At 34.7% G+C, this 12,229-nt stretch carries 17 protein-coding genes; 14 read left to right on the plus strand and 3 right to left on the minus strand.

Going from position 1 to position 12,229, the window contains the following annotated elements; genetic code table 11:
• The first annotated feature begins 34 nt into the window (after positions 1-34).
• The 12 genes from DRF61_RS02610 (at position 35) to DRF61_RS02665 (ending at position 8,562) form a co-directional block, all read left to right on the plus strand.
• Positions 35-1,675, plus strand: coding sequence for a tetratricopeptide repeat-containing sensor histidine kinase (locus DRF61_RS02610; RefSeq protein ID WP_111953777.1), 1,641 nt, complete (start codon positions 35-37; stop codon positions 1,673-1,675).
• Positions 1,676-1,686: 11 nt separating this feature from the next.
• Entirely contained in the window at positions 1,687-2,352 is a 666-nt protein-coding gene (locus DRF61_RS02615) for a response regulator (protein ID WP_111953779.1), read from the plus strand.
• A gap of 126 nt (positions 2,353-2,478) precedes the next feature.
• The gene (locus DRF61_RS02620; RefSeq protein WP_111953781.1) at positions 2,479-2,685 is read left to right on the plus strand and encodes a hypothetical protein; all 207 of its coding nucleotides are present in this window, start codon (positions 2,479-2,481) and stop codon (positions 2,683-2,685) included.
• A gap of 9 nt (positions 2,686-2,694) precedes the next feature.
• A complete protein-coding gene (locus DRF61_RS02625; RefSeq protein ID WP_111953783.1) occupies positions 2,695-3,027 on the plus strand; it encodes a YegP family protein in 333 nt (110 codons plus the stop codon).
• Positions 3,028-3,037: 10 nt separating this feature from the next.
• Positions 3,038-4,108, plus strand: coding sequence for a type I restriction endonuclease (locus DRF61_RS02630; protein ID WP_111953785.1), 1,071 nt, complete (start codon positions 3,038-3,040; stop codon positions 4,106-4,108).
• A gap of 15 nt (positions 4,109-4,123) precedes the next feature.
• On the plus strand, positions 4,124-4,630 hold the full coding sequence (locus DRF61_RS02635) for an SH3 domain-containing protein (RefSeq protein WP_111953787.1): 507 nt from the start codon (positions 4,124-4,126) through the stop codon (positions 4,628-4,630).
• A gap of 18 nt (positions 4,631-4,648) precedes the next feature.
• Positions 4,649-5,272, plus strand: coding sequence for a PH domain-containing protein (locus DRF61_RS02640; protein WP_111953789.1), 624 nt, complete (start codon positions 4,649-4,651; stop codon positions 5,270-5,272).
• A gap of 4 nt (positions 5,273-5,276) precedes the next feature.
• Complete coding sequence (locus DRF61_RS02645) at positions 5,277-5,492, plus strand: TM2 domain-containing protein (protein ID WP_111953791.1); 216 nt, start codon at positions 5,277-5,279, stop codon at positions 5,490-5,492.
• A gap of 11 nt (positions 5,493-5,503) precedes the next feature.
• Positions 5,504-5,905 (plus strand): DUF6804 family protein, encoded by a 402-nt coding sequence (locus DRF61_RS02650; RefSeq protein WP_146897034.1) that lies wholly within the window; start codon positions 5,504-5,506, stop codon positions 5,903-5,905.
• A 7-nt stretch (positions 5,906-5,912) separates the two neighbouring features.
• Complete coding sequence (locus DRF61_RS02655; RefSeq protein ID WP_111953795.1) at positions 5,913-6,320, plus strand: hypothetical protein; 408 nt, start codon at positions 5,913-5,915, stop codon at positions 6,318-6,320.
• A 6-nt stretch (positions 6,321-6,326) separates the two neighbouring features.
• Positions 6,327-7,664 carry a coiled-coil domain-containing protein gene (locus tag DRF61_RS02660; RefSeq protein WP_111953797.1) on the plus strand — a complete coding sequence of 446 codons (1,338 nt, stop codon included), beginning with the start codon at positions 6,327-6,329 and terminating at the stop codon, positions 7,662-7,664.
• A 10-nt stretch (positions 7,665-7,674) separates the two neighbouring features.
• Entirely contained in the window at positions 7,675-8,562 is an 888-nt protein-coding gene (locus DRF61_RS02665) for a hypothetical protein (RefSeq protein ID WP_111953799.1), read from the plus strand.
• 50 nt (positions 8,563-8,612) lie between these two features.
• On the opposite strand, the gene DRF61_RS02670 is transcribed toward DRF61_RS02665, so the two are convergent.
• The 3 genes from DRF61_RS02670 to DRF61_RS02680 form a co-directional block, all read right to left on the minus strand.
• Positions 8,613-9,062: a GNAT family N-acetyltransferase gene (locus DRF61_RS02670; protein WP_111953801.1), complete on the minus strand. Its 450-nt coding sequence runs from the start codon at positions 9,060-9,062 to the stop codon at positions 8,613-8,615.
• Positions 9,055-9,678, minus strand: a complete 624-nt coding sequence (gene yihA, locus DRF61_RS02675) for a ribosome biogenesis GTP-binding protein YihA/YsxC (protein ID WP_111953803.1) — start codon at positions 9,676-9,678, stop codon at positions 9,055-9,057. Before yihA ends, DRF61_RS02670 begins: the two co-directional genes overlap by 8 nt.
• A 64-nt stretch (positions 9,679-9,742) precedes the next feature.
• Positions 9,743-10,504: an alpha/beta fold hydrolase gene (locus DRF61_RS02680; protein WP_111953805.1), complete on the minus strand. Its 762-nt coding sequence runs from the start codon at positions 10,502-10,504 to the stop codon at positions 9,743-9,745.
• A 272-nt stretch (positions 10,505-10,776) separates the two neighbouring features.
• Between DRF61_RS02680 and mraZ the strand changes: the two genes are divergently transcribed.
• A complete protein-coding gene (mraZ, locus tag DRF61_RS02685; RefSeq protein WP_048501622.1) occupies positions 10,777-11,235 on the plus strand; it encodes a division/cell wall cluster transcriptional repressor MraZ in 459 nt (152 codons plus the stop codon).
• 41 nt (positions 11,236-11,276) lie between these two features.
• Positions 11,277-12,170: a 16S rRNA (cytosine(1402)-N(4))-methyltransferase RsmH gene (gene rsmH / locus DRF61_RS02690; RefSeq protein WP_111953807.1), complete on the plus strand. Its 894-nt coding sequence runs from the start codon at positions 11,277-11,279 to the stop codon at positions 12,168-12,170.
• Positions 12,171-12,229 lie beyond the last annotated feature (59 nt).

Below are 12,229 nucleotides of genomic sequence, written 5' to 3' on the forward strand. Positions count from 1 at the left end.
TGCTCTTTTTCTTATTTTGCAGGAAAAACTATTCATGAAAACATTCTTCTCTCTAGTCTTACTCATAATCTTATTTTCCTGCAGAAGGGAAAGCAACAGAGAAAGTAGTCATAAAAATCCTAATTATGAGAAAGCAAAACAATTCCGTATAGCGAATAAACCTGATTCGGCATTCTATTATTATAATTTGGCAAAAAGTGATTACACAGCCAACAACGATTCATTAGGAGCCGCCAAATCCTTAGTAAATATGGCAATGCTCCAAACTACTTCTGGCGATTTCTATGGAAGTATTGAATCTTCATTGGAGGCAAATAGCCTGCTTAAAAATGAAAAAGACAGCATTACAAGAAGCACTTTAGCTACAAATTATAATAATATGGCTATGGCATCTAATTCTCTTAAGGAATATGAAAAAGCTTTTGAACTGTTTAAAAAAGCATTAAGGTACGTTGATAATAAAGAGGATGAATATTTATGTTATAATAATATTTCAGATGTATTAATAAGCCAGAAAAATATAAAACTGGCCAAAAAATATCTTCAAAATGCAATACTGGCAAAAGACAGTATTAATTATTCCAGAGCTTTAAATAATTTTGCCAAAGCAAAATACCTAGATGATAAAAATTACAACCCACTGCCAGAACTATATAAAGCATTGGTAATTAGAGAAACACAACAGGACAATTGGGGGAAAAATGCTAGTTATGCCACATTATCTGACTACTTTGCAGAAAAAGATAAAATAAAAGCTCTTTTTTTTGCAAAAAAGATGTTACAAACGGCATCAAATATTAAAAGCCCAGATGATAAAAAAGAAGCTTTGTTAAGAATTATTTATTTAGATCCTGTTAATTATTTAAATAACTTTCAAAAATTTAATAGTGTTAATGATAGCATTCAAACAGCAAGAAACAAAGCAAAGAATCAATTTGCTCTTATCAGGTTTGATGTTGAGAAAATGAAAACTGATATTGCAGAGGGGCGAAACCAATTGTTAATTAAGAATATTCTTGTTGCAGCTCTAATTATAGCAATCATTATAATTATCATATGGTATTGGAAAAGACAAAAAAGACTCAAACAAGAAAAAGAGCTCGAAATTAAAAACACCCAGCTCAAACTCTCCAAAAAAGTTCACGACGTGGTTGCCAACGGCATTTACCAGGTCATGACAAAAATAGAAAATCAGGAAAATTTTGATAAAGAAAAAGCTTTAGATGAGCTGGAATTTGTGTACGAGAAATCCAGAGACATTTCCTACGAAAAGGAAGATGCTAAAGATGAACAGGATTTTAGCGAAAAGATTTCAAACAGTATTGGCTCTTTTAATAACGATACAGTAAAAACCTATATCGCTGGAAACGAAAAAAATATCTGGGAAAATGTAAGCCAGCCTAAACAGGAAGAAATCTATCAAATCATTCGTGAGCTGCTTGTCAACATGAAAAAACACAGCAAAGCATCTGTTGTTTCGTTTCGCTTTGAAAGAATTAACAATGAGATCACCATCCACTATAAAGACAATGGAATTGGAGTGTCCGGAGCAGTAATGTATAAAAATGGATTATCAAATGCGGTTTCCCGTATAGAAATTTTGAAAGGACAAATTATTTTTGACACCGAAACCGAAAAAGGATTGAAAATCGACATTTCATTTCCTGTTTACTAAAAAACTAAAAAATGTTCAAAAAAATTTTAATAGCCGAAGACCATGAAATGGGTAGTTTATCTGTCCAGAAAACATTAGAAGAACTCAATATTCCGAATGTTGATTATGTATATTACTGTGATGATGCTTTAGCAAAAATTAAAAAATCTATTCGGGAAAACGATCCTTACGACTTGATGATTACGGATCTTTCTTATGAAGAAGATCATCATCTTCAGAATATTAAAGATGGAAAAGAACTGATTGACGAAGTCAGAAAGTTACAGCCTTTATTAAAAATCATTGTCTTTTCCGGAGAACGTAAATCAGGAATTATTGATTTGCTTTTTACCGAATTCAGGATTAACGGATACGTCTGCAAAGCCAGAAACGACTCTAAAGAACTGAAAAAAGCAATCGCATCCGTTTACGTTAATGAAAACTATCTGTCTCTTGACCTTAAACAAGAAGTTAAAAAACTCAACAGTTATGAGTTTACAAAATATGACATAACACTTGTTTCTCTTCTTTCTCAAGGGGTTCAGCAAAAAAATATTCCGACTTATCTGCAGAATAATAATATCACACCCAATAGCCTGAGTAGTGTGGAAAAAAAATTAAACAGTTTAAAAGAAGCACTTGGAGTTACAAGCAATGAACAATTAATAGCTTTCTGCAAAGATCTGGGAATTATTTAATCTTGTTTTTAAATATTGTATAAAACCTTTCAAAAATTTGAAAGGTTTTTTCTTTTACGGTTAACCGTAAGGATTGGTTTTCTAATCGTTCTACTTTTGGAGTGTTAAACATTTAAAATAAATAATATGAAAAAGTATTACGTAAACAAAAGAGCACAAAGCAACGGAGATCATGAAGTACATCATGAAAACTGCAAATATCTACCGGACCCTGCGAATAGAAAATATTTGGGAGAATATTCTTCTTGTAAGGATGCTGTAAAAGAATCAAAGAAAACGTACTCCCAATCAAATGGATGTAAAACATGTTCAAACGAATGTCACACTAGCTAAGTAATTGTTATGGAAAAATTTGTCATCACAAAAAGAGTCAACAGCGAGTATCAGTTTAATCTAAAAGCCGGAAATGGCGAAATCATTTTAACAAGCGAAGGCTACGTTCAAAAAGCATCTTGTATAAAAGGTATTGAATCTGTGAGGGTCAATTCCCAGGAAGATTCAAGATACGACAGAAGAGTTGCGAAAAACGATAAAGACTACTTTGTACTAAAAGCAAGAAACGGAGAAATCATTGGTAAAAGTCAATATTACAGTTCCAAATCTTCAATGGAAATCGGGATTTCATCTGTGAAAAAAAATGCGTCTACTGCTGAAATCGTTGACGAAACCCTTTAAAAACAATACTATGGATCTCAAAATTAAACTTGAACAGTTACACCAGAAAGTAGTCGGCCTGAAAGACCAGATCAGTACGGAAGAAGCGACAAAAAATGCTTTTGTAATGCCTTTTATACAGATTTTAGGGTACGATATCTTTAATCCGACAGAAGTTCTTCCGGAACATATTTGCGACATCGGAACGAAAAAGGGAGAGAAAGTAGATTATGTAATCAAACATAATGATGAACCTATTTTTATTATAGAATGTAAGCACTGGAAAGAAAATGCTGATGCACACAATTCTCAGCTTCACCGGTATTATCATGTTTCAAAAACACGGTTTGGCGTGTTGACCAATGGAATCGTCTATAATTTCTATACCGACCTGGAAAAGCCTAATATTATGGATGAGAAGCCTTTTTTCACCATCAATATTGAAGATTTAAAAGACAGTTCTATCAAAATTCTTGAAAGTTTCACCAAAAAAGATTACAATCTTGAAAGCATATTAGATTCTGCCGAAGCTTTAAAATACATCAAAGCGATCAGAAAAGAGTTTGAGAAAGAAATTGAAACCCCATCCGATGAACTCGTCAAATTATTGGTCAGTAGATTTTTTGAAAAACACCTGACAGCCAACAGAATGGTTTCTTTTAAAGAATATACCAAGAAGGCTTTAACGACTTCCATCAATGAATCCATCAGTTTCAGGCTTAAATCTGCATTAAGCATTAATGAACAGATTGAAAAACAGGAAGAAGGGGTGAAAACCGCTCAGTCTATCGATGAAAATAATGATTCAAAGATTGTAACCACCGAAGAAGAGTTGGAAGCCTTCCAGATTGTAAAAGCTATTTTAAGAGAAAAAGTTCCTTCCCAGAGAATTGCCCACAGGGATACTCTATCCTATTTTGGAGTTTTACTGGATGACAACAACAGAAAACCGCTTTGCCGCTTTCACTTTAATACCTCAAATAAATATCTGGAAACTTTTCATAACGGTAAAGAAGCTGGGGAAAAAGTCCTATTGAACAATCTGGATGAAATTTACAATTTCAAAGAAGCACTCCATAAAACCTTAGAAAACTATAATTAACAAAAACTAATATCCATGAAAACACTCATCTCTATACTCATCCTAAGCATTGGTATATTGACTGCTGATTCTTTCAGTCTTTCCGGCTCCAAAAGCCTACACCATGGCAGAAGATGTACCGGTTCTGCATCATGCAGTGCCTGCTCCAACTGTACAGGTTGCGCTCATTGCTCTTCCGGAGGAAGCTGCGGCGTATGCAGTGGTGGCTCTTATGGAAAGAAATCATCTTCCAGTAAAAAGAAATCTAAAGCCTCTCCGGATTCGCATTACACTAAAAAAAGTAAATCTTATAATTCTCCGAAAATCCGGATTGATGAAATCAACATCAATACCAACAACCGGTATTTTGCAGGGATTGCAATAACCAAGATCTATGAAAAGCCTTTTCTAAAGTCTAAAGTAATAGAGACCGTTCCAAAAAACACTGAATTAAAACAGTTATCCAAACAGGATTCCTGGTATAAAGTGCAGGTGAAAAAAAGCGGAAAAGTAGGATATGTCTATTACAAAGATGTAAAATAATTTGAAAAACAAAACATCATGAATTTAAAGAAATTTTTAAACGAAGAACAAGATCCAAAAGCCGTTGAAAAGCTTTTAGAGAGAATCAATGATCTTATAACATCTCAGGAGTTTGTAGAATATATTGCTGTTCAAAAAAAACCTGCTATCAATTTTTCTCCAGACTGTATCGCACTTACCAACAGAAGAATTATCTTCTGCAGACCTAAAAACTTTGGATTATCCATGGACTTTCAGGATTATAATTGGGTAGATATTGCAGATTGTCATATTAAAGAAGGAATTTTAGGGGCCACTTTTACAATGAAAACCATAGGCAATTATACCAATATGATGGATTATCTGCCAAAAGCCCAAGCCAGAAAACTTTACCAGTTTGCCCAGGAAATTGAAGAGAAGATGAGAGGTGTAAGAAGAGAAAAAGATCTTGAGGTCAGAAGAGCCTCAGCAGGTGGAGTTACAGTAAATAATGCCACCCCGATAATAGCACAACCTTTTCAAACTCCGCAAACTGTTACACAGCTTATAGAAGCTGAAGATCCTTTTGCTGTTTTACAAAAACTGAAAGGATTAATGGATAACGGAATCATTTCTGTCGAAGAATTTGAAAGTAAAAAGAACGAAATATTATCAAGAGTTTAGCCATATGAAATCAAAATTTACTGCTGCAATGCTTGCTTTCTTTTTAGGCGGCCTAGGCATTCATAGATTTTATTTAGCACAAAATAAATTAGGATTATTGTATTTGCTATTCTTTTGGACATTCATTCCCGCATTTATTGCACTGATTGATTTTTTCATTTTCATTTTTATGTCTGAAGATAATTTTAATTACAAATATAATCTCAAGACCGGATTTTAAAACTTAATCCCATGAAACCTTTTCTTACCTTATGCGCGGTCTGTTGTTTCCTAGCTATTTTCAGACTTCCTATAGAATATTATACTATTTTGAGAATTCTCATTTCCATGGGTGCTTTACTTGTTTTGTATAATGCAGTCCGTTTTAAGCAATATTATTTCAGTCTGATTTTCCTCTTCATCCTTATCCTTTTCAACCCTGTTTTTCCTATTTATCTGTACAGAAAAAATATCTGGATTCCTATGGATATCATAACCGGGATCCTCTTTCTGCTGATCGCTTTTGTTGAAAAACCGGAAGAAAAAAAGAAAGAAATCACAGAAGCTACGGAAGAAACGATAGCACACCCTACCCAGCCGAGGCTCCATTCCCGGGATGTCATTATTAATCCTAAAAAACCAAGAGAAAACTAATCCAACCATGGAACATATTCAAATTACCGAAAACCTTAAAGCACATTTTTTAAGACTCTACCAGATGGCCATCTGTGATGATGATTTCAGTACCCTGGAACTGAAAATGCTTTATAAATGTGCGGAAGAAAGAGGAATATCCCCTAAAAACCTGGACGAAATCCTTTTAAATCCTATCAATTTTAAATCACTCGTTCCCCAGACCATTGAAGAAAAAGTAGACTATCTCTATGACCTCACTGTAATGATCTGGGCAGATGGAGTAGTTTCCCCGAATGAATATTCTGCAATGGAAAAATATGTTCTGATGTTTGGGTTCCTTCAAGAAAACGTAAAAGCGATTGTCGATTATCTGATAACCTCTGTAAAAACCGGAAAAAATAAAACAGATATTTTATACGAACTAAAAAACTAACTGATCATGACCACTAATATTAAAAATTTATTCAAATTAAAATCAATTCCCATTGAAGCGTCAAAAGAAGAATCTCCCATACCGGAAATTGATTCCAATGCAGAATCTCCTGAGGAAAGCAGAAAGCGAACCTACCATGAATCCGGCTATAGAGACAGTTCCAGAAATAATGGAAACCATACAACGCTCTTCATTTGCCTGGATGCCGTTTACTCCAAATTCCAGAATGAGGAAAAAGAAATGGTGGAAAAACAGCAAAAGCTCAAAGAATCTTATATTAATGAACAAAAAAACAGAGAAACAGAGATTAAAGCATTGACCGTTTCACTGGAAACCAAAGAAGAACAATTTAACAATAAAAATAATGAAATTGAGAATCATCAAAATAAAATTGAAAGTTTAAAAGTGGAGATCAACGATTTACCCAGAAATCCGGAAAAGCACAATGTAAAAGCAACAAAAGGGGCTTCCACAAAATTCTGGATCGGTGCCATTCTTCTTGTTCCCATCAGTTTGTACCTGCTTACATTTTATATTTCAACTTCCTATTCGGCGTTTTTTAAAAGTTTTGATGCTAAAAGCACGGTGATTCAAAGTGTATTAGATGCACAGGCGTTCAGCAAAGCATGGAATGAAGGGGCAATAGAAGGGGCTTTTGTCACCCTGATTCCATCTGTTTTCTTAGGTCTTGGTTTTTTAATTCATATGTTTGGAGAAAACAAAACCAGACTCAATTATATCAAACTGGGACTGTTATTCCTCATCACCTTCATCTTCGATGCTATTTTGGCATACGAAATTGAGTCTAAATTATATGAACTAAACAAAACCTTCGATTCTCCCCCATTCAATCTTAAAATCGCTTTTACCAAAAATCAGTTTTGGGGAATTATTTTCGCGGGATTCATTGTTTACATTATTTGGGGACTGGTTTTCGATTTTGTGATGAAGGAACACCGGGAGAAAGATAAAATTAAAAACGAACAGGAGATCAGACAGAAAAATGTGCTCTTCCTGATGGAAAAAATTAATGTTCTTAAAAAAGAAATTGAAGAAATCCTTGTCAGTATCGGAACGACTAAAGAACTCATCATAAAAACACGCGGAAGAATTGAAGAACTTCAAAACATCATTGACGGAGTGATTATTCCTACCAAAGATTACAAACTCTACGCTTCGGAATATGTTCAGGGCTGGATTACCTATATCGGTGAAAAAATAGCTGTTTCAAAAACGGAAAAGCAAACCATGATAGACAGCTGTATCGACACCTACAACACCAATCTGAAAGATGTAGGAGCTAACTCTGATAATCAAAATTTAGTTTATTTATCTGCATTATAAGTCACTTGTCATGAAAAAAATATTGTATTTATTATTAATCATTTCTTTGGTCTGCTGTTGTAAAAAAGAACCCAAAGATCTCCCACCTGGTACAACTTCTTCTAAAGTTGACTCTAACAATATCAATGTCAGTATTCTGATTGATTTATCCGACCGGATTGATCCCCAAATAAACCCGAATCCAACAATGGAATATTTCCAAAGGGATATAGAATATATTAAAGCAATCGAAAAAGGATTTCTGAACCATATCAAAACAAAAAGAATCATCACGTATAATGATCAGATGCAGGTCTTCTTCAATCCTGAGCCTTCCGACCCTAAAATCAATGACTTTACAAAAGAGCTTAAAGTTTCTTTCGATCAAAATACAAACAAAGCCTATTTCAATACCGTTGAAAAAAAATATGCTACATTACCCACCAATATTTATCAGTCTGCAATTAAAGACGGAAAATATGTAGGTTCTGATATCTGGGAATTTTTTAAAAATAAAGTCAATGATTATTGTGTAAAAGAAGATCACAAGAATATCTTGTTTATCCTGACAGACGGATACATGTATCATGAAAATTCCAAGTTTTCAGAAAAAACAAAAACCTCTTATTTAACCTCAAAGCTTATTAAATCAAACAATTTAACAAAGTCTGATTTTAAAACGACATTTGAGAAGAATAATTTTGGTTTCGTGAAAGCCAATGATAATTTAAGCAACCTGGAAGTCATTGTACTCGGAATTAATCCTGAAAAAGGGAATCCATTTGAGGAAGCCGTTATCAAAGAATACTGGGAAAATTGGTTTAAAGAAATGAAAATTAAAAAATATCAGATAAAATCAGCCGATTTACCTTCCAATTTAGAACCTATTATTATAAAAGCCATTACAGGTGAATCATAAAAAATACACTCATCGTATTTCAAAAAAAGCGAAGATTTCTCTTCGCTTTTCTATTTTCTTATCATTTCCGTATGTGGAATATCATCTTCCAGGTATTTTTTCCCTGTATCTACAAATCCGAATTCGGAATAAAATCTTAATAAATAATCCTGTGCCGAGATTTTAATCTCTGAAGTATGGAAACGGTTCTCTATTGTTTCTACAGCATACTTAATCAGCTGTCGCCCCAGGTTTTTTCCTCTCGCCTGTTCCGTTGTAAGAACTCTTCCGAGAGAAGTTTCATCATACTTTATTCCTTTGTCAAAAACACGGCAGTACGCAAGAATCTGACCATCTTCTTCAGCCCAGATATGAATTCCCTTCTGATCGTAATTATCCAGATCAGGATAAGGACAGTTCTGCTCGATCACAAAGACATCAATACGGGCCTTTAAGACCGAGTACAGCTCAGGAACTGTAAACTCGTCGAACGTTTTAATCTTCCAGATTATATTACTCATCAAAACTTACATTATTATTTTTCAGGAATTCATTCGTTTTCTGAATAAAATCCAGGATCTCATCACCACCCGTTTTCTTTTCCGCAGAAGTTACATACAGTTCGGGCAAATCATCCCAGGTTTTGTGCAGCTCGTTTTTATAGTTTTCTACATTTTGTATTGCAACATTCGGTTTCAGCTTATCAACTTTCGTGAAAACAATTGAAAAAGGAATCCCGCTTTCCCCGCACCACTGGATAAATTCCAGATCTATCTTTTGCGGAGTATGTCGTGAATCTACCAAAACGAAAAGGTTCACCAGGTTTCTTCTGTTCAGAATATAATTGGTAATCAGCTTTTCAAAATCCTTTCTTATAGATTTTGAAACCTTTGCATATCCATAACCCGGTAAATCCGTCAGATACCAGTCTTCATTTACTAAAAAATGATTGATCAGCTGAGTTTTTCCCGGAGTTCCGGAAGTTTTTGCCAGATCCTTGTGATTCATCATCGCATTAATCAGTGATGATTTTCCGACATTAGACCTTCCGATAAAAGCATATTCAGGCATAGTAGGCTCTGGGCATTCCTGCCATTTCCCACTACTCTTTACAAAATTTGCTGTTTTAATAACCATTTCTCGAATATTTTAGAAAAACAAACCATTAAGAAAAGCTCTTAATGGTTTATTATTATTTGTTTTAAACTTTGTCTTTTAACCAGCTGTAGAGAATTTCATTGAATTCGTCCGGCTTCTCCATCATCGCAGCATGTCCGCATTTCTCGATCCAGAAGAGATCTGAATTTGGAATAAACTTATGCATATCTTCAGCCACTTCAGGAGGTGTTACATTATCCTGTCTCCCCCAGATCAAACACGTAGGGGTTAAAATCTTAGGAAGGTCGTTCAGCATATTATGTTTAATAGCGCTTCTTGCCAGCATTACTGTTTTTATTCCTTTCATTCTGTCATTTACTACAGAAAAAACCTCGTCTACAAGATCTTCTGTGGCGATAGCAGGATCATAGAAAACCTCTTCCGTTTTCTTCCTTATGTAGGAACGGTCGTTTTTTCTTGGGAAACTGTCTCCGAAAGTTCTTTCATACAATCCAGAGCTTCCTGTTAATACAAGATTTTTCACCAGGTCCGGCCTTGCCAGAGTCAGAATAAGTCCCACATGTCCTCCCATAGAGTTTCCTACAATAGTAACAGGTCCGGAAATATGACTTTCTATAAACTTGATAATATATTTGGCAATAGTGGTAAGATTAGTATTGAGTACCGGTAAATCATAGATAGGCAACTGAGGAACATATACCTTGAATCCCTTTTCCGAAAAAAAATCTACCATCTTATCGAAATTACTCAAACCACCCATTAAACCGTGCAACAGCACCAATGGATGTCCTTCTCCCGCCTCTACAAAAGTATATTTCTTTTCTTTTTTTGTACTAAATATCATAAAATGCCTTAATAAAGCTCTGCAAAAATACAAATTAAACCTCAAAAAAATTTTGATTACCCTAATTTAAACTAAAAATAATATAATATCATCCTTTTTCTTTACTTTTTTCAGAACCTCTTTACTATGGCCTAAATAACATATTTTACAACAAACAACATATCAATTACTTACCCGTTTCAAATTGAATCTTTAATAAAACTTATTAACATTAAGTCAAAAAGTGGGAAAAAGTGGGAAATTTTGGAAATTATTATATAAATTTGTCCCAAATGAAAAGTTTCATTGGAACATATGAGTGTAAAATTGACGACAAAGGCCGTTTAAAAGTTCCCTCCTCCCTGATCAAACAGATGGAAAACTTCGACGATAAGGCATTTGTAGTCAAGAGATCTGTGTTCCAACCTTGCCTCGAAGTCTATCCTATGAATGCATGGGACAAACTGATGGGCAAAATTAATAAGCTAAACAGATTCATTAAAAAGAATGCTGATTTCATTCGAATGTTTACGGCAGGGGTAAAAACAGTAGAGTTGGACAATGCGGGAAGACTTCAGATCTCAAAAGATCTGGTTCATTTTGCAAACCTTCAGAAAGATACTGTCATTACCAGCGCAGGAGAGCTTTTTGAAATTTGGGATAAAGAAGCCTATGAAAAGGTGATTTCTACCAATGAAGCTGATTTTGCAAGCCTGGCCGAAGATGTAATGGGCTCTTTCGATGAAGAATAAACCACACTTGCAGTAAAAAGCAAGTAAAAACACAATTAAGTATGTACCACAACCCCGTTTTATTGAAGCAGAGCGTTGATGATTTGGTGACGAATCCTGACGGAATATACGTGGACTGCACTTTTGGAGGAGGAGGCCATTCAAGAGAAATTTTGAGCAGACTTTCAGAAAAAGGAAAACTTTTCAGTTTTGATCAGGATCTGGATGCTCTTAAAAATACAATTGACGATCCCAGATTTACACTGGTGAATCAGAATTTCAGGTTTTTGGAAAACTCTATGCTGATGTATGGTATTTCCCAGATAGACGGAGTATTGGCAGACCTTGGTGTTTCATCCCATCAGTTTGATGAGGCAGAAAGAGGTTTTTCTACCAGAAACAACGCTCCTCTGGACATGAGAATGAACGTGATGCAGAATCTTGATGCCAAGAGAGTAATCAATGAATATGAGGAAACTGAGCTTGCCGATATTTTTTATCATTACGGTGAATTGAGAGAAGCAAGAAAGCTGGCAAGAGATATTGTTCATCACAGAAAAACGAAAACCATCACGACGACCGAAGACCTGAAAAAACTTTTCAGCTACCTTCCGCCCCATAAGGTTAATAAATTCTATGCACAGCTTTTTCAGGCAATAAGAATAGAAGTTAACCAGGAGCTTGAAGCCCTGAAAGAAATGCTTGTTCAGTCTCTGAATATTTTAAAACCCGGAGGAAGACTTGTCGTGATTTCTTACCATTCATTAGAAGACCGTCTGGTAAAAAGATTCCTTAAAAACGGAATGTTTGAAGGAGAGCAGCAGAGAGACATCTACGGAAACTATAAAAAGGTATTCGAATTGCTTAAAAGTAAAGCGATCATCCCGGATGACAAGGAGATTGAAGAAAACTCAAGAGCAAGAAGTGCAAAAATGAGAACCGGAATTAAAGTGTAAAAGTGAATGGCAAATAAGTGAATTGTCAATTGTGAAAAGTGAATAAAGATTCATAAGAA

It is taken from the genome of Chryseobacterium lathyri (genome assembly GCF_003290185.1).
In the GTDB taxonomy this organism is placed as follows: Bacteria; Bacteroidota; Bacteroidia; order Flavobacteriales; family Weeksellaceae; genus Chryseobacterium; species Chryseobacterium lathyri.